This window comes from Streptomyces olivaceus, assembly GCF_000721235.1.
Classification (GTDB): domain Bacteria; phylum Actinomycetota; class Actinomycetes; order Streptomycetales; family Streptomycetaceae; genus Streptomyces; species Streptomyces olivaceus.
Window position 1 is genome coordinate 160,002 of the sequence record NZ_JOFH01000004.1, and the last position, 17,636, is coordinate 177,637.

Here is a 17,636-nt window from a genome sequence, read left to right on the forward strand (position 1 = left end):
TGTGCAACATGCTCACGACGCACCCCGCCGTGGTGTGCCGCTACGTGGACCTGCGGCGCACCTGCAGCGCTCTCTGTCGCTGACCGACCGCCGCCCGCGGCCCGGCGGCGCCCGGCCTCCCGGCCGGCACCGGCCGCCGCCCACCTCTCGTCCGAGCCGGCCCGGCACCCGCGACGCCCACCGCCGTGCGTCGCGCCGTCCGATCCTCGCCGCTCCCCCGCCCGGCCCGCGTCCGGACAGCGGCCGACGCCGATGCGATCCCCGCGTGACGTGCGCCGACACGGGCGCCGGCCCGCCCAGGACAACCGCCCCCGCAGTACACCCCGCCGCACCCAGCCGTGCCCCGCCGCACCCTCGTCGCCCTTGCCGTGACCCGGGCCGGCGCCGGACGCGGACGGGCGACCGCCCCCTGCCCCGTCCCGCTCCGGCCCGCCCGGACCGGACCCGGGGCCGTCACAGAAAGTACGACATGCCCGGACGAATCACGCCCCGCCGCCCCGGACCGCACCGCCGATCCGGCCGCCCGCGTGCCACCGCGCTCGGCGCCGCCCTCGCCATCGTGCTCGTCCCCGCCCTCAGCGCGTGCGGCGGCGACGCGGCCTCCGCGAGCGGCGACGCCACCCTCAAGTGGACCTCCACCTACTTCCCCGCCCACTGGGACCCCGTGGTCGGCGGAAGTGGCGCCCAGTTCCGCGAACTCTCCCTCGTGTACGCCTCGTTGACCCGCACCGACGAGTCCGGCAAGGCCGTTCCCGACCTCGCCGAGAGCTGGGAGTACAACGACGAGGGCGACCGGATCACCTTCCACCTCCGCCCCGGACTGAAGTTCAGCGACGGCGAACCGGTGGACGGCGCCGCCGTCAAGGCGGCCGTCGAACGGGCCCAGAAGCAGAAGAACTCGGCGCTCTTCGGCGACCTGACATCGATCGAGTCGGTGGACGCGAAGGGCCTGGACGCCACCGTGAACCTCAACCAGGTCGACTACCAGATACCCCAGTTGCTCGGCCAGCGGGTCCTGCAGATCGCCAGCCCGAAGGCAGCCGCCGCGCCCGAGAAGCTGGACCAGAACCCGGTCGGCGCGGGCCCGTTCACCGTCACCCAGATCGTCCCCGGCACCAAGGCGGTGCTGAAGAAGAACCCGGAGTACTGGGACGCGGACAACATCCACATCGACAACGTCGAACTGACCTCGGCGCCCGACGCCTCCACGGTCGTCTCCGGACTGCAGACCGGCGTGTACAACTTCGCCGACATCGCCCCGAGTCAGGCGGACGCCGCCAAGAAGGCCGGCCTCGACGTCTTCGTCCAGCCCGGGTTCAACGCCTCCAACATCAGCCTGAACGTCAACAAGGCGCCCTTCGACAACGACAAGGTCGTCGACGCGGTGCGGCACGCGGTCAACCGCCAGGAGTTCGTCGACAAGCTGACCTTCGGCTACGGCGAGGCGACCAATCAGCCCTTCCCCAAGGGCTACGTGGCCTACGACCCCGAGTCCGAGGACGCCTACCCCTACGACCCGGCCAAGTCGAAGAAGCTGCTGGCCGAGGCCGGTTACCGGTCGGGGGACATCAAGCTCGACCTGGTGATCCCGGAGGAGGACCCGCAGGCGGAGATCGTGCAGTCGCAGTTGGCCGCGGTCGGCATCACCGTCGACATCAAGATCGACAAGAACTGGTCCACGCCGTTCTTCGCCAAGGACCTCACCTTCTCGCTCTACGGCACCACCGGCCGGGACTCCGCCGCCCAGACGCTCACCGCCCACTTCGGGCCGGACGGGCCACTCAACCTGAGCACCCCCTACGAGCCGGAGGGCTTCGAGGCGGCGATCGCCAAGGTGCGGCAGACCCCGCTGGACGCGCCGGAGTACCCGCAGGTGCTGCGGGAGGCGACGCGGGCCGGCCTGGACAGCAAGGCGCTGGTCTTCACGTACTCCCAGCCCAACCTGATCGCCAAGAGCAAGTCGGTCTCCGGGCTGCCGAAGAACCCCGCCCACCTCGACTGGACCGGCGTGACCATCGGCGGCAAGGGGGCGGCCTCGTGACGGCCACCGAGGCGCCGCCGGAACCTGCCCCGGCCGGCGGACCCGCGCCCGAGCCCTCCGGCGGGCTCACCGCCAAGCGTGCGCGGCACGCGCTGGGCCGGGTCCTGGTCGTCCTCGCCCGGTCGGTCGCCGTCTTCGTGCCGGTCTTCCTGGTGGCGACGTTCGTGACCTTCGCGCTGCGCTCGCTGAGCGGTCTCAGCCCCGCCCGCATCCAGCTGGGCGAGCAGGCCACACCCGAGGCCGTCGCCCGGGTCGAGGCCGAGTGGGGCCTGGACCGGCCCTTCCTGGTCCAGTACGGCGACTGGATCGGCGGTGTCCTGCACGGACAGCTCGGTTCGAGCTGGACCAACGGCGCGGACATCTCCACGCTCATCGGCCTCGGTCTGGGCGTCAGTCTCTCCGTCGCCACGTTCGCGCTGGTCATCGGCGTGGTGCTGGGCTTCGCGCTCGGCACGCTCGCGGCCCTGCGCCGCACCACGTGGGTGGACCGCGCGGTCACCGGGTTCGTCACGGTGATCTCGGTGATGCCCGCGTTCGTGGTCGGCATCGTGCTGGTCGCCGTGCTCGCCGTACAGCTGCACCTGTTCCCCTCCGCCGGGTACGTCCCGGCGGAGCAGGGCTTCGGGCCGTGGCTCGCGCACATCACGCTTCCGGCGCTGGCGCTGAGCCTCGACGTCGTCGCCGACGTCGCGCGGCAACTGCGCTCCAGCCTCGTCGCCGCGTACCGGGAGAACTACGTGACGGGCGCGGTCGTACGGGGACTCGGCCCGCGGCGGATCTTCTTCGTGCACGTGCTGCGCAACGGCCTGGGCCCGACGCTCGCCACCCTCGGGCTGAAGTTCCCGTCGCTGGTCGGCGCCTCGGTGGTCACCGAGTGGATCTTCGGGCTGCAGGGCTTCGGCCGGTTCGCCAACGACTCCGCCCAGGCCGGCGACGTGCCGGCCGTGCAAGGCGTCCTCGTGGTGTCGATCGCGCTGGTCGTCGCCTTCAACCTCGTCGTCAACCTGCTGCTGGCGCGCGTCACGCCGGCCTCGCAGAGGGGGGTGTGAGACATGGTGCGTCGCGTGCTCTCCCTCACCTCGGGCCGCATCGCGGTCGCGATCCTGGCGGTCGTCGCGCTGCTCGCGGTCCTCGGACCGCTGCTCGCCCCGCAGGATCCGCTGGCCACCAGCGACAACACGCTCGCCGCCGTGTCCGGCAGCCACTGGCTGGGCACGGACTACCTCGGCCGGGACGTGCTCAGCCGCCTGCTCGACGGCTCCCGGGTCAGCGTGCTCGGCGCGCTCGAGGTGGCGCTCACGGCACTGGCCGTGGGGGCGGTCCCCGGCATCCTGTCGGTGTACCTGGGCCGCGTCTTCGAATGGGTCACCCTGCGGCTGGCCGACACGCTCGTGGCCCTGCCGTTCCTGCTCTTCGCCGTCGCCGTGATCGCACTGCTCGGCAACGGGCTGACGCAGGCGATGCTGGTGACCGGCGTGCTGGTGTCGCCGCTGTTCTACCGGGTCTCCCGCGCCGCCACCCTGGCCGTGGCACGCTCGCAGTACGTCGAGGCCGCGCTGATCTGCGGCGCCTCGGTCGGCTGGGTCGTGCGGCGCCACGTCTGGGCCAAGGTGCTCCCGCCGATCGCGGTGGCCTTCGCCCAGACCATCGGCACCGGCTTCGTCATCGTCTCCAGTCTGACCTTCCTCGGCATCGGCGTGCAGCCCCCGGAGCCGACCTGGGGCGGCCTGCTCGCCTCCGACCTCGGCTACCTCAGCCACCGGCCGTGGGCACCGCTGGTCCCGGCGGTGCTGATCATGATCACGGTCTGGGCCGGCAACCTGCTCGCGGACGCGATCCGCGACGTGTCCGGCGAGGCGGGGCGCGCCCTGCTCAAGGGCCGGGGAGCCCGCACCGGCCGGCCCGAACGAACCGAACCCGCCCCCGCAGGAGGTGCGTGATGACGACGGTCTCCGAGAAACTTCTCACCCGGGCCGAGGAGACCGGCACACCCGGTCCGGCCGAACCGCCCGACCGCGCCGTGCCCCTGCTCTCGCTGCGCGGCGTGCGGATCGCCGACGGCAGCGACGGCCGCGAGATCGTGCACGGCGTGAGCTTCGAGCTGACCCCCGGGAAGGTGGTCGGCATCGTCGGCGAGTCCGGCAGCGGCAAGACCCTCACCTGCCGGGCCGCCCTGGGCATCCTGCCGCCCCACTTCGAGGTCACCGGCGGTTCGGTCGAGATCGAGGGCACCGACATCTCCACGCTCACGCCGGCGCGGTGGACCGCGCTGCGCGGGGCCACGATCAGCGCGGTCTTCCAGGACCCGGCGTCCTATCTCAACCCGTCGCTGCGGATCGGCAGGCAGATCGCGGAGGTCGTCCGGGTCAAGAAGGGCCTCGGGCGCCGTGCGGCGCGGGAGCGGGTCCTCGCCCTGCTGCGCGCGGTGCATCTGCGGGACCCGGAACTCGTGCACGACCAGTACCCCTTCGAGCTGTCCGGCGGCATGCTCCAGCGCGTGCTGATCGCCGCCGCGATCGCCGCGGACCCGCGGATACTCGTCGCCGACGAGGCCACCACCGCCCTGGACGTCACCGTGCAGGCGGAGATCCTCGACCTCCTCGCCGACCTGCGCGAACGGGCCGGACTCGCCCTCGTCGTCGTCTCCCACGACCTGGCGGTGGTGGCCCAGTTGTGCGACGAGGTCCTGGTGATGCGGCGGGGCGAGGTGGTCGAGCAGGGCCCGACCCGCGCGGTCCTGGACGACCCGCGCCACGACTACACGCGGCTGCTGATCAGCGAGCACGAGCAGTACGGCCTGGAGAAGTTCCTCGGCCGGCCCGGGGAGGAGTCGTGACCGCCGGCCGGCCGTACCTCGACGGCGCCGACGACAGCACCGGTACCGGCGTCCGCCCCGTCCTGGAGGTCACCGGGCTCGACGTCCACTACGGCGCGCGGCGCAGGCGCCGAAAGGCCCTGCACGGTGTCTCGTTGAGCGTCGCGCCCGGTGAGACGGTCGGCCTCATCGGCGAGACGGGCTCGGGCAAGTCCACGCTCGCCCGTACCGTGCTCGGGCTGGTGCGGCCCACCGCCGGGTCCGTGGTCGTCGACGGCGAGGACGTCACCGCCCACAGCGCCCGCCAGTGGCGCGACCTGCGCAGGCGCGGGGTGATCCAGTACGTCTTCCAGGACCCCCTGCGCAGTCTCGACCCGGACCTCACCGTCGAGGCGTCGCTGGCCGAGCCGCTGCTCGTGCGCGGCGTCGCCCGGCAGGAGGCGGCGGCGCGGGTGCGGGCCTTCCTGCCCCGCGTGCGGCTCTCCGAGGAGTTGCTCGGCCGGCTGCCGGGCGAACTCTCCGGCGGACAGCGGCAGCGGATCGCGGTGGCCCGCGCCCTGGTCACCGAACCCCGGCTCGTCGTCCTCGACGAGCCCGTCAGCGCCCTCGACTCCGCCAACCGGGTCCAGGTCCTGGAGATCCTCAAGGACCTGCGCGCGAGCGGCGTGGCCCTCGTCTTCATCTCGCACGACCTCGGGTCCGTGGCGGGGGTCGCCGACCGCATCGCCGTGCTGTACCGGGGCGAGCTGGTCGAGGTCGGCGCCGCCCGCGACGTCGTGGGCGGGCCGGAGCACCCGTACACGCGGCTGCTGGTGGGCTCCGCGCCCACGCTGCGCGGTGCCCCCGCCGACCGCTCCGAGCGCGCGGCCCTGCGCGCCCTGCTGCCCGCCTGACCCCGCCCGCGCGATCCCGGCCAGAGACCGCTCACGCAACCCCTCACCGCATCGCCTTCACCGCAGACAGGAAGAACCCATGTCCCGAAGGATCCATCTCGCCCTGCACCCCTACGGCGTCGGCGGCCCCGGCCAGCACGGCCTGTGGAAGGACCCCCGCGTCGCGAAGAACGCCAGCATCGACATCGACTACTACATCAAGCAGGCCCAGGCGGCCGAACACGCGCTGTTCGACGCGCTGTTCATCGTCGACAGCCAGTTCATCAACGCCACCTACCCGGCGCACTACCTCAACCGGCTGGAACCGCTGACCCTGCTGTCCGCCGTCGCCACCCACACCCGGCACATCGGCCTGGTGGGCACGGCCAGTTCGACGTACAACTCGCCCTTCAACCTGGCCCGCCGCTTCGCCTCGCTCGACCTCATCAGCGGTGGCCGGGCCGGCTGGAACGTCGTGACCAGCTTCGACACCGGCACCTCGCGCAACTACGGGCTGGACGAGCACCTCGACTACGCCACCCGGTACGGCCGCGCCCTGGAGTTCGTGGAGGTCGCCCGCGGCCTGTGGGACTCCTACGAGGACGACGCCTTCCCGGCGGACGTGGCGCGCAACGTCTTCCTCGACCCGTCCCGGCTGCACGAACTGAACCACGAGGGCGAGCACTTCAAGGTCGCCGGTCCGCTGAACATCTCGCGCTCCGCGCAGGGCCAGCCGGTCGTCTTCCAGGCCGGCGTGTCCGAGGAAGGGCGTGACCTGGCCGCGCGGGTGGCCGAGGGCATCTACGCGCCGGGCGGGTCGCTGGAGCAGGCCCGCGACTACTACGCCGACATCAAGAGGCGGACCGCCGCCTACGGCCGGGACCCCGACCACATCAAGATCTTCATCCACGGCGGTCCCGTCGTCGCCGCCACCGACGAGGCGGCCCGGCGCCGCGAGCGGGAGATCTTCGAGGAGGACAACGACTTCGACCGCCACCTGGCGCTGCTCGGCCGCTCCTTCGGCGCCTACGACTTCAGCGTGCACGACCTGGACGCGCCGTTCCCGGACGTCGCCCACCTCGCCGAGAAGGGGGGCCGCACGGGCGCCGCGAAGATCATCGAACGGGCCCGGCAGGAAAACCTGACCCTGCGTCAGGTGGCGCAGTCGGTGGCCGAGTTCCGCCGCTCCCCCTTCGTCGGGTCGCCGGAGACGGTGGCCGACACGATCGAGCGGTGGTTCGGCGCCGGCACGTTCGACGGCATCAACCTCGCCTTCCGCACCCAGGAGGAGCTCGACTACTTCGTGGACGGCGTGGTGCCGATCCTGCAGAAGCGCGACCTGTTCCGCACCGAGTACGAGGCCGACACGCTGCGCGGCAACCTGGGCCTGCCGGTGCCGGCCAACCGGCACAGCGGCCGGCGTTCTTCCGTGAACGGCTGAGAGGCCCGCGATGACCAGCGAGCGGCCCCGCTTCAGACTGGGTTTCCTCACCCACGTCCAGGGGCGCGGCACCGACCCCGCCCTCACCTACCGCAACGCCCAGGAACTCTTCGTCGCCGACGAACTCGGCTTCGACGTCGGCTGGGTGGCCCAGCACCACGTGCCGCTCGGCGGCGGCGGGCTGTCCTCCGTGTGGACCTTCCTCGCGCACGCCGCCGCCCGCACCACCCGGATCCGGCTCGGCACCGCCGTCACGGTGCTCCCGCTGGAGGACCCGGTACGCCTCGCCGAGGACGTCGCGACCGTCGACGTGCTCAGCGGCGGGCGGGTGGAACTGGGCGTGGGCAGCGGCTCCGGCGACCTGGAGTACGCCGCCTTCGGCCGGGACGCGGCCCGCAGGCGCGAACTGACCAGCGAGCACCTGGACGTCCTGCGCCGGGCCCTGCGGGGCGAGGAGGTGGGCGCCCCCGGCTTCCGCGTCCAGCCGGCCCCCGGCGACTTCACCGACCGGATCTGGCAGGGCGTCTTCAGCGGGGGCGGGGCGGCGTACGCGGCGAGCGGCGGCTCCAACCTGCTGCTCAACCGGGCCGCCTACGGCCACGACGCGCCCACCGACGAGGTGCAGCGGCCCTGGGCCGACGCCTTCCTCGCCGCGTGGGACCGGCCGCGCAGGCCCCGCGTCGGCCTGTCCAGGCTGGTCTTCCCGGCGAAGGACCGCCGTACGGCGCTGCGGCACATCGGGGACGACGTGCATCGCGCGGCCCTGCGGATGGCGGAGCACGGGGCGTTCCCCAAGGGACTCGACGCGGACGAGGCGCTGCGCCGCTTCCACGCGTTCCACGGCTCCCCCGAGGAGATCGTCGCGGCCCTCCGGCAGGAGCGGGTCCTCCCGCTCGCCACCGACCTGATCACCCAGTTCAACCCCGCCGTACCCGACCACGACGCCACGATCCGCGCGCTGGAGCTCATCGCGACCGAGGTGGCACCCGCCCTCGGCTGGAGCCCGGCGGTCCGCGACGAGCCCGCACCCGCAGGAGTCTGACATGAGCGAGCACACCGACCACCACGCCCCCGACGGCCTGCGCACCCGCGGCACGGTCGTCGTGGTGCCCGGCCGCGGCGAGACCCGGGCGACCTACGGCCGCCTCGCGGCCCGCCTCGCGGCCGACGCCTACCGGGTCCGCGTCGTCGACGCGCCCGGCCTGGACGCCGAGGACTCCCACGGCGACGCCGCCCTCACCCGCTTCGGCGACGCGCTGGCGGAGGCGGTCGACGGCGCCGCCGGCCCCGACGGGGTCGTGGAGCCCGTGGTGCTGCTGGGCGCCGACGCGGGAGCCGCCGCGCTCGCCGCGTACCTCGGGCGGAGCGGGCGGCTGCCCGGCGGCCGGCGGCCCGACGCCGTCGTCCTCGCCGGACTGCCGGGCCGGGCGGCGACCGGCGTCGGCACCTGGGACGAGGAACTCGACGTCCGCACCTCCTGCCCCACGCACCGGGGCACGCTGAGCGACGACACGCAAGTGCGGCGGGGTTCGCTGGGCGAGGCCCTCCCGGACGGCCTGCTCGCCGCCGCCTACGAGGCCGAACTCGCCCTGCCGGCACTGTTCCTGATCGGCGGCACCGACCCGCTCGCGGACCGGGCCGCGCTGCTCCACACCGCCAAGTCCCTGCCCCGGGCCCGCCTGTCGGTGGTCCGGGACGCCCGTCACGACGTCCTCAACGACGTGCAGCACCGCTCGGTGGCCGCCGAGATCGTGACGTTCCTGGAGAGCCTGCGGGGCGGACTGGTGCCGGCGGTCGCCGTGGAGACGAGCGCCTGGTGACTCCCGCGGCCACCGCCGCCGGCCGGCGCCCCCGCTCCGGCCCGTCCCGTCGAACCCGACCGCGAAAGGGTGCCCACATGGCCGCCATCCTGTCCGTATCCGGAAGCCCCTCCCCCACCTCGCGCACCGCGCGCCTGCTGCGTCACCTGGACGACCGGCTGCGGCGGCAGGGCCACGACGTCACGCCGCTGGACGTCCGCACCCTGCCCGCGCAGGCGCTGCTGGGGGCGGACTTCCGGCACCCGGCGATCACCGACGCCACCGCCCTGTTCGAGCGCGCGGACGGGGTGGTGATCGGGACCCCGGTGTACAAGGCCGCCTACTCGGGGCTGCTCAAGTCGCTGCTCGACCTGCTCCCGCAGTACGCGCTGGCCGGCAAGACGGTGTTCCCGCTGGCCACCGGCGGGAGTACGGCCCATGTCCTGGCCATCGACTACGCGCTGCGTCCGGTGCTCAGCTCGATGGGGGCGCTGCACATCGTCCCCGGCTGGTTCACGCTGGACCGGGACATCACCGTCGACGACGGCGGGGCGACGGTCGTCGCGCCGGGCGCCGCCGAGGCACTGGCCCAGGTCACCGACCAGTTCTCGGCGGCGCTGGCCGGGCGTCCGGCCACGCTCGCGTCGACGGGGTGAGCGCCGGCCGGGCGGGGGACGTGCCCGGGTCTCCCCGTCCGCCGGGGGCGCGGGCAAGGTCGTGGTCACCGCGTGCGCCGGGGCCGGGGCGACGGGGGTGGCGGACGCGATCCGGCCGGCGGTGAGACGGGCTGTTCGCGGAATCCCCGATGGCAGTGGCTGACATCAGGTGTTACGGTCGATGGCAGCGACTGACATCGACCGCCGTCGGCGATGCCCCCGTGTCCGTCCGCTTCCGCGGCACGGACGGTCGCACGGCCATACCAGGAGGATTCTCATGCGTGTATTCGTCACCGGCGCCTCCGGCTGGATCGGCTCGGCCGTCGTTCCCGAGCTGATCGGGGCGGGGCATCAGGTCGTGGGACTCGCCCGTTCGGACGCTTCGGCCGACGCCCTCGCGGGCGCGGGGGCCGATGTGGTCCGCGGCACCCTCGACGACCTGGACGTCCTGCGCAGCGCCGCCGCGGCCTCGGACGGTGTCGTCCATCTGGCCTTCAAGCACGACATCGCCTTCACGGGGGACTTCGCGGGCGCCGGTGAGGCCGACCGGCGTGCCGTCGAAGTGATCGGAGAGGCGCTCGTGGGCTCCGACCGGCCATTCGCCGTCGCGGCCGGAACACCCTCCGTTCCCGGGCACGTGGCGACCGAGCGCGACGGCCACGACCCGGACCTGGCCGCCGCCGCCCGGGGCGACGCCCAGCACGTCCGGGCCGCCACCACCGAGCTGGCTCTCTCCCTCGCCGCTCGCGGGGTCCGCTCGTCCGCGGTGCGGCTGGCCCCCACCAACCACGGCGAGGGCGACAACGGGTTCGTCGCGGCTCAGATCGGGATCGCGCGGGACAGGGGTGTCTCCGGCTACATCGGGGACGGCGCCAACCGCTGGTCGGCCGCGCACCGCTTGGACTCCGCGCGCCTGTTCCGCCTCGCGCTGGAGCAGGCCCCCGCGGGCTCGACGCTGCACGCGGTGGCGGAGGAGGGGCTGCCCGTGCGGGACATCGCCGAGGTGATCGGCCGGCAGCTCGGCCTGCCAGTGGTCTCGGTGGCGGCCGCGGACGCGGGTGCCCACTTCGGCTGGCTGGCGGGTCCCCTGGCCTCCGAACGCGCCGCGTCCGGCGCGCTGACCCGCGAGCTGCTGGGGTGGGAGCCCGTCCATCCCGGGCTGGTCGAGGACCTGGAGCAGGGCCACTACTTCAAGTAGTCCCGCCCGTCACGCCTCCCCCGGACCCCACTCCCCCGCCCGCCTTCGTTACTCGCGCGTCCGCCCGCGGACGGGGCTCACACGAGTTCGGGCCGGGGTTCCGCGGGCTCCGGCGGTTCCGGCGCCCTCGCCGGTGCGGCCCCCGGCTCCCGGGCCCTGGTGGTCCACACGTGGCCGAGGACCACGGAGGCCGCCGCGAGGACGAGCAGCGGTCCGGCCGCCCACCGGTGCTCGGCCATCTCGACCGGCAGCACGCGGTACGCCACCAGGAGCACGGCGAACACCGTCGTGCCGTGGGCGACCAGCACGATGCCGGCCCGGTCCCAGCCCCGCGCGGACGCGCGCATCGCGGCCTCGACGGTGAGCGCGAAGACCACGCCGGCGATCAGGTCGACGCCGTAGTGGTAGCCGAAGCCGAGCGTCGCGGTGAGGGTGGCGACCAGCCAGAAGGTCCCCGCGAACCGCACGGCCCGGTTGGCCCTGCGCGAGTGGACGAAGAGCGTGGTCGCCCATGCCGTGTGCAGGCTGGGCATGCAGTTGCGCGGGGTGACCTCGTCGAACGGCACCGCGTGCGGGACACCGGGCGGCGGCAGGACGTCCGGCCACAGCTGGGCCACCGCCCACGGCCCGCCGTCCCCGCCGTAGGCGTAGACCGGCCCGACGACCGGGAAGAGCAGGTAGACGGCGGGCCCGAGCAGGCCGATGACGAGGAAGGTGCGCACGAGGTGGTGGCTCGGGAAACGGCGTTCGGCCGCCACGTGCCGCAGCTGGTACAGCCCGACGAGGGCCGCCGCCAGCGGGAGCTGGCCGTAGACGAGGTGGAGCACGTGGCCGCCGACCGGCTCGGTGGCGTGCACGAACCGGCCGACCAGCCACGAGGGGTCGCCCAGCGCGTGGTCGGCGGTGGCCACGTACGGGTCGAGCACGGCCCGCCGGGTCTCCGACGTGATGAGCAGCCAGGTGTCGCCCGTCTTGTGGCCGGCGACCAGCAACAGCCCCAGCCCGGCCCCTTTCAGCAGCAGCGTCCGCTCGCTGCCTCTGCGGCGCGTGACGGCCACGGCCGCACAGCCCAGGACCACCCACAGCGCGCCGTTGCCGAAGTTCATGTCGGCGCCGGCCGCCCAGCGCACCAGCCAGAAGACGACGTCGATGCCGACCGCGGCACCGGCGGCGAGGAGGCGCTGCCGCCAGGTCAGCACGACCATGGTCAACGCGAGGCCGGCGTAGAGCAGCGGTCCCGAGTCGGGGGCGAACACGACCTCCCGGGCCTGGTTGGTGAGCGGGCCCCGCACGCCGTAGTGGCGCGCGGCGCATTCCAGCGCGACGAGGAAGCCGGTGGTCACCACACCGGCCGCGGCCCACAGCGCGACCCGCGGCCGACGCCCGGTGGCGGGCGGACGGCCACCGTCCCTGCGCGGGGATATTCGTGTTGACGTGGTCTTCACTTGTGTGCCGTTTGCTAGAGGTTCGGACGAATGGGTCACTCGTGCCGATCGTCACGAGCTCGAACATGCTAACGGCACGCTGTGCGGGGCCGATGCGTCCGATCCGCCCTTCTCGGCGTCGTACAGGGCCTGGATCAGGGCCGCGCGGGCCCGGGCGACGCGGGAGCGTACGGTGCCGACGGGACAGTCGGTCAACTCGGCCGCTTCCGCGTAGGGCAGTCCGAGGAGCTGGGTGAGGACGAAGGCCTCCCGGCGCTCCGCGGGCAGCGCGTCGAGCAGTCCGGTGAGCGCGACACCGTCGTCGAAGCCCGGCAGTCCGGGCTCCCGGGCGCGCTCGGCGGCGGCCTCCCAGTCGTCGGTGCGGGCGGGCCACGGCCGTGCCGAGGCCTGCCGGCGGCTGTCGAGCACCGCGCGGCGGGCTATGGCCAGCAGCCAGGTGCGCGCGGAGGAGCGGCCCTCGAAACGGTGCAGGCTGCCCAGGGCCCGCAGGAAGGTGTCCTGGGTGAGGTCCTCGGCGGACTGGGGGTCGGCACCGAGGTGGGTGACGAAGCGGCGGACGTCTCGGTGGAGGGCGCGGACGAACTTCTCGACGGCCTCCGGATCACCGGCGCGGGCGGCCAGCGCCCAGCCGGTCGCCGGGTCGTCGCGTACGGGGGACGGGACGGGAGCGGTCACGTGCGGTCCTTCTCGTGGGTCCGGACGCACGGCACGCGAGGCGCGCGACGGAGCACCGGCGCACGAGAGACGGCGCACACGGGCCGGCGTACTGGAGGCGGCGTGCGCGTACGGCGTGTCACGTGTCGACGGGTCGCGCACCGGCGCACCGCGTGCTCGCGCACCCGGCGGGGCGCGGCGCACACGAGCGCGTCCGGTGCCGGACCGCCGGCCCGGTACGGGGCTCGCGGTCCGGCAAGGGCGGGGAAGCGGTGGGCGTACGTACGCACAGGTGGCGGACGTCCGCACGGGCCCGAGCGGGCCGCGCCCGGTACGCGGCACCGGGCGGCCGCCCGCTCGGGGGTCCGGCTGCCTCAGGCGGCAGCGGAGCCCGCGGGCGGCCCCCTGGACGTGAGCGCGTACACGAGGAGCAACCGCCGCGGCCGGCGGGCCGCGCGGCCGGGCCGGGCGGCACCGCCCGGGCGGTGCGGAGGTGCGGGGAGGGCGAGGAGCAGCCGCAGCGGGGCCGCGAGCCGTGCGGCGGCGGCCCGCAGGACGCGGAAGACCGCGCGTTCGCCGTACGCCAGCCACACTCCCGTCAGCAGCGCGGCCAGCAGGTGCGCGGCGAGCATGCCGGCGGAGGCCCCGGGCATCCCGGACATGGCCGGGTCGGGGCCCGGCACGGGACCTCCGGCGTGCAGGGCGTGACTCATGTGCGGCATCGGCGACGGCGCCGGGGAGGCCTGCGGCGTAGACAGGTCCTGCGCGCAGGAGAACCACAGGTGCAGCGCCGCCTGGGCGGCCACCACGACGGAGGAGACGGGAAGGAGCCCGCGCTCCCGGCCGGCCAGCGACCACCCCGCGCCGCCGGTCGCCGCCACCGCGGCGACGAGGGCGCCGCCGGGCAGCGGAGCCCCCGACATGAGGACGTGGCCCAGGGCGGCGAGCAGCACGCAGACCGCCGCGAGGACCGCGGCCCGTGTCGCGCGCAGGCACCACCCGGCAGTCATGGCGGCCCACCCCCGCATCCCGGTCCCGGCGTCTTGAGGGGGATACGCACGTTCTCCGTCCGGCAATCGACCTCGGTCATGTGATTCACCACACACGACGAGATTCGCCTAACCTGATTAGGCAGGACGACAATCGGTTGCGGATGCTCCGGAGGCGAGTCCGGAGGTCGAGGCGGAGGACACAGGTGGCACGCGTAGGGCTGACGACCGGAACCCTGATCAGGGCGGGGGCCGAGACGGCCGACGAGATCGGGTTCGAGCGGACCACGCCCACGGAGCTGGCCCGGAGATTCGGCGTCCGGACGGCGAGCCTGTACTCGCACGTGCGCAACGCCCACGACCTGAAGACCGGCATCGCGCTGTTCGCCCTGGAGGAACTGGCCGATCTGGTCTCCGACGCGGTGGCCGGGCGGTCCGGCAAGGACGCGCTGACGGCGTTCGCCAACGCCTACCGCGACTACGCGCGCCGGCACCCGGGCCGCTTCACCGCCACGCAGTTCCCCCTGGACGCCGAGGCGGCGGCGGCCGGCGCCGGTGCGCGGCACGCCCAGATGTCACGCGCCGTCCTGCGCGGATACGGCCTGGCCGAACCGCACCAGACGCACGCCGTGCGCCTGCTGGGCAGCGTCTTCACCGGTTACGTCACTCTGGAGAGCGCCGGCGGCTTCAGCCACAGCGCGCCCGACTCGCAGGAGAGCTGGACCGAGATCCTGAACGGGCTCGACGCCCTCCTGCGCACCTGGCCGACCGGCTAGTTCAGCCCGGCGATAGGGTCGGATCCGCCAGTCCCGGACGCAACGGACAAGGAGTCGGCCATGGGCCCCCAGGACCTGCGGGAGGCACAGCCCGCCGAGGACACCGCCGCCGACCTGAGGGCGATCGGCGACGAGTTGTCGGACCGGTTCTACGAACGGGCCGACGTGGTGCGGACGTTGCTGGTGACGCTCCTGGCCGGTCAGCACTCGCTGGTGCTCGGCCCGCCCGGGACGGCAAAGTCCGAGATGGCACGGGAGCTCACGGGCCGGATCGAGGGGGCGTCCTACTGGGAGATACTCCTGTCGAAGTTCACCGCGCCGACGCGGATGTTCGGCCCCATCGACGTCGCCGCGCTGGCCCGGGGCGAGTACCGGCAGGTCTACGACGGCCGCGCCACGACGGCCCATGTCGCCTTCATCGACGAGATCTTCAAGTGCTCCACGGCCGCGCTGAACGAGACCCTCGGCTACCTGAACGAGCGGATCTACCACCCCGAGAGCGGTGGTGAACCCGTCCGCTGCCCCCTGATCGGCGCCATCACGGCGAGCAACGAACTGCCCGACGGCGAGGACTCGGCCGCGATCTACGACCGGCTGCTGGTCCGGATCGAGGTCACGTACCTGGAGGACCCCTCGAACTTCGCCGCGCTCGTCCGCTCCGCCGTCAGCCGCCCGGCGGCGCCGACGCGGACCACCGTGGAACTGGCCGCGCTGCGGCGTGCCGTGGCCGAGCACGTGCCCGCCGTGGACGTCCCCGACCTGATCGTGGACGCGGTGTGCACCCTGCGGGCCGCCCTGCGCCGCAGGGAACTGGTCGCCTCCGACCGGCGCTGGCGGCAGGCGGTGGGCCTGCTCCAGGCGTCCGCGTACCTGGACGGCCGCCGGTCGGTCACCGAGAACGACCTGTCGGTGCTGACCCACGTGCTGTGGAACTCCCCCGCGGAGCGCCCGGCCGTGGAGCGCGAGGTGCTGCACCTGGTCAACCCCGACGCCAAGGAGGCCCTCGACCTCGCCGACACCATCGACGAGCTGGAGGCGCAGCTCGACGCGATGGCGGGGCAGTCCCGGGAGGCGCTGAGCGAGTGGGTGATCACGAAGGCCCACCACCAGCTCGCCACCGCGGGCAGGCGCCTGGAGAGACTCCGCGAGGAGGCGGTGGGCGCCGGCCGCTCCACCGCCGCCGTCGACCGGGTCACCGGCCGTCAGCGCGCCGTCCGCGCCCGCGTGCTCACCGAGGCCCTCGGGGTGGACGCGAGCGCGGTGCAGGCACAGCTCTGAGCGCCGGGGCGGACAGAGGGACAGCCCCGGGGCGGGGCAGAGGGACGGAGAAGGCCGTGGCGGAGACACCGGGCCGGGACGACGGCGGGCAGGCGAGCCGGGCCGGGGCGTGGCCGGCCCGTTCACAGACCGCGACCGCCGGGCACACCGGGGCGGTGGTCGCCGACCGCTTCGACCGCATGACGTGGTGGGACACCTACGAGCAGGCGGCCGCCCTGCGCGACCTCGCCGGGGAACTGGGCGGGCGCCACGCCCACGCCGCCGACCTCCTCGCCGACGTCTTCCTGGCCGCCTACCGGGTCGGCCCGCGCCTGCGCGAGCACGCCGAGATGGACCCGTCCCGGCTGGTCAACCACCGGATCCTCGGCGCGCTGCTGGAGTCTCCGCGCTTCGCCGAACTGCACCGCGAGACGGGCGGCGACCCGTACGCCGCCGCCATGGCCGTCCTCGCCCAGTCCGGAGCGCTGCGGCGCATGCTCGACGACTCCCGGCAGGCCCAGGAGCACGGCGAGCGGGCGAAAGAGGCCGGGCAGCGTGCCGAGGACGCGGCCGCGGCCGTGTCCGAGGCGCTCGGGCGGGCCGCCGACGCCGGTGAGGAGGACGGCACCGTACCGGACGCGGCGGCCGAGGCGGTCCGGCGTGCCGCCGACCGCGCGAGGACCACCGCGGAACAGGCCGCGCGGGAGGCCCGTCACGCGCTGGCCGCCCCGCTTCCCGGCATCGCCGCCGCCGCGCGGAGCGCCGTGGCGCAGTCGGCCGCCGCGGCCCGGCAGGAGGCCGCCCTGATGCGGGCCTGGGGCGTCGGACCGGGCGAACTGGAGCGGATGCCCTTCGGCGAACGGGCGCGCCTCGCCGAGCGGCTGCGCGCGGGCCGGCTGGCCCGGTGGGCCGAACTGATCGGCCGCTTCCGGCAGATGGCCGCGGGCGAGCGCGCCCGCAAGGTCGAGAACGCCACCGGGGAGCTGATCGGCGTCACCCTCGGCGACGACCTGTCCCGCGTCGTCCCGTCCGAACTGGCGAACCTCGGCCTGCCCGAACTGCGCGCGGTCTTCGCCGCCCGCTACGCGGCCGGGGAGCTGATGCTCTACGACAGCCAGGGCGAGCAGACCACCGGCCGGGGCGCCGTCATCGCGTGCGTGGACACCTCGCACTCCATGTACGAGGCGGGGCCCGGCGGCATCACCCGAGAGGCGTGGTCGAAGGCGTGCGCCCTGGCCCTGCTCGACCAGGCGCGCGACGCGGGGCGCGACTTCGTCGGCATCCTGTTCTCCGCCGCGGACAAGCTGCGGGTCTTCCGCTTCCCCGCCGGCCGGCCTGCCCCGCCCGGCCGGGTCCTCGACTTCGCGGAGTCCTTCCTCGGCGGCGGCACCAGTTACCAGCGGCCGCTGACGGCCGCGAGCGAACTGCTGGAGGAGGAGTTCAACGACGCCGGCCGGGCCCGCGGCGACATCGTGATGCTCACCGACGACGACTGCGGCGTCACCGAGGAGTGGATGCGCGGCTGGAACGAGGCCAAACGGCGGCTGGGCTTCCGCGTCTTCGGCGTCGCGATCGGTGCCCCGCGGGTCGCCGCGGCCGGTTCGGTCCTCGAGGCGCTGTGCGACAACCTCCGCTCCGTCGAGGACCTCACCGACGTGGACGCCGCCGCCGACCTCTTCCGCGTGATCTGAGG

The 17,636-nt window shown here is 74.2% G+C and carries 16 protein-coding genes; 13 read left to right on the top strand and 3 right to left on the bottom strand.

Translation table 11 applies throughout. The features are described from left to right. The first annotated feature begins 469 nt into the window (after positions 1-469). The 10 genes from IG94_RS0106825 to IG94_RS0106870 all read left to right on the top strand — a co-directional run bounded on the left by IG94_RS0106825 (position 470) and on the right by IG94_RS0106870 (position 10,822). The gene (locus IG94_RS0106825; protein ID WP_031032465.1) at positions 470-2,041 is read left to right on the top strand and encodes an ABC transporter substrate-binding protein; all 1,572 of its coding nucleotides are present in this window, start codon (positions 470-472) and stop codon (positions 2,039-2,041) included. Beyond that, on the top strand, positions 2,038-3,090 hold the full coding sequence (locus tag IG94_RS0106830) for an ABC transporter permease (protein ID WP_052410577.1): 1,053 nt from the start codon (positions 2,038-2,040) through the stop codon (positions 3,088-3,090). Before IG94_RS0106825 ends, IG94_RS0106830 begins: the two co-directional genes overlap by 4 nt. Before the next feature lie 3 nt (positions 3,091-3,093). Then, entirely contained in the window at positions 3,094-3,981 is an 888-nt protein-coding gene (locus tag IG94_RS0106835; protein ID WP_031032467.1) for an ABC transporter permease, read from the top strand. Continuing rightward, positions 3,981-4,877, top strand: coding sequence for an ABC transporter ATP-binding protein (locus tag IG94_RS0106840; protein WP_031032469.1), 897 nt, complete (start codon positions 3,981-3,983; stop codon positions 4,875-4,877). Before IG94_RS0106835 ends, IG94_RS0106840 begins: the two co-directional genes overlap by 1 nt. Continuing rightward, a complete protein-coding gene (locus IG94_RS0106845; protein ID WP_031032471.1) occupies positions 4,874-5,749 on the top strand; it encodes an ABC transporter ATP-binding protein in 876 nt (291 codons plus the stop codon). Before IG94_RS0106840 ends, IG94_RS0106845 begins: the two co-directional genes overlap by 4 nt. A gap of 79 nt (positions 5,750-5,828) precedes the next feature. Then, the gene (locus IG94_RS0106850) at positions 5,829-7,169 is read left to right on the top strand and encodes an LLM class flavin-dependent oxidoreductase (RefSeq protein WP_031032473.1); all 1,341 of its coding nucleotides are present in this window, start codon (positions 5,829-5,831) and stop codon (positions 7,167-7,169) included. Positions 7,170-7,179: 10 nt separating this feature from the next. Further along, positions 7,180-8,211, top strand: coding sequence for an LLM class flavin-dependent oxidoreductase (locus IG94_RS0106855; protein ID WP_031032480.1), 1,032 nt, complete (start codon positions 7,180-7,182; stop codon positions 8,209-8,211). Between the two features lies 1 nt (position 8,212). Then, on the top strand, positions 8,213-8,989 hold the full coding sequence (locus IG94_RS0106860; protein WP_031032484.1) for a serine aminopeptidase domain-containing protein: 777 nt from the start codon (positions 8,213-8,215) through the stop codon (positions 8,987-8,989). Positions 8,990-9,066: 77 nt separating this feature from the next. Continuing rightward, positions 9,067-9,624 carry an NADPH-dependent FMN reductase gene (ssuE, locus tag IG94_RS0106865; RefSeq protein ID WP_031032489.1) on the top strand — a complete coding sequence of 186 codons (558 nt, stop codon included), beginning with the start codon at positions 9,067-9,069 and terminating at the stop codon, positions 9,622-9,624. 277 nt (positions 9,625-9,901) lie between these two features. Further along, entirely contained in the window at positions 9,902-10,822 is a 921-nt protein-coding gene (locus IG94_RS0106870; protein ID WP_031032492.1) for an SDR family oxidoreductase, read from the top strand. A gap of 77 nt (positions 10,823-10,899) precedes the next feature. Here the strand turns inward: IG94_RS0106870 and IG94_RS0106875 are convergent, their stop codons facing one another. The 3 genes from IG94_RS0106875 to IG94_RS0106885 all read right to left on the bottom strand — a co-directional run bounded on the left by IG94_RS0106875 (position 10,900) and on the right by IG94_RS0106885 (position 13,931). Further along, positions 10,900-12,267, bottom strand: a complete 1,368-nt coding sequence (locus IG94_RS0106875; RefSeq protein ID WP_043483043.1) for a phosphatase PAP2 family protein — start codon at positions 12,265-12,267, stop codon at positions 10,900-10,902. Positions 12,268-12,318: 51 nt separating this feature from the next. After that, positions 12,319-12,942: a sigma-70 family RNA polymerase sigma factor gene (locus IG94_RS0106880; RefSeq protein WP_031032497.1), complete on the bottom strand. Its 624-nt coding sequence runs from the start codon at positions 12,940-12,942 to the stop codon at positions 12,319-12,321. Positions 12,943-13,295: 353 nt separating this feature from the next. Beyond that, entirely contained in the window at positions 13,296-13,931 is a 636-nt protein-coding gene (locus IG94_RS0106885) for a hypothetical protein (protein WP_031032499.1), read from the bottom strand. Positions 13,932-14,116: 185 nt separating this feature from the next. Here IG94_RS0106885 and IG94_RS0106890 point away from each other — a divergent pair, with 185 nt between their 5' ends. The 3 genes from IG94_RS0106890 to IG94_RS0106900 are packed head-to-tail and all read left to right on the top strand — an operon-like array spanning position 14,117 to position 17,634. Beyond that, the gene (locus IG94_RS0106890) at positions 14,117-14,686 is read left to right on the top strand and encodes a TetR/AcrR family transcriptional regulator (protein ID WP_031032501.1); all 570 of its coding nucleotides are present in this window, start codon (positions 14,117-14,119) and stop codon (positions 14,684-14,686) included. A 60-nt stretch (positions 14,687-14,746) separates the two neighbouring features. Beyond that, positions 14,747-15,964 (top strand): AAA family ATPase, encoded by a 1,218-nt coding sequence (locus IG94_RS0106895; RefSeq protein ID WP_031032503.1) that lies wholly within the window; start codon positions 14,747-14,749, stop codon positions 15,962-15,964. Positions 15,965-16,020: 56 nt separating this feature from the next. Continuing rightward, entirely contained in the window at positions 16,021-17,634 is a 1,614-nt protein-coding gene (locus IG94_RS0106900; protein ID WP_031032505.1) for a vWA domain-containing protein, read from the top strand. The last annotated feature ends 2 nt before the right edge of the window (positions 17,635-17,636 follow it).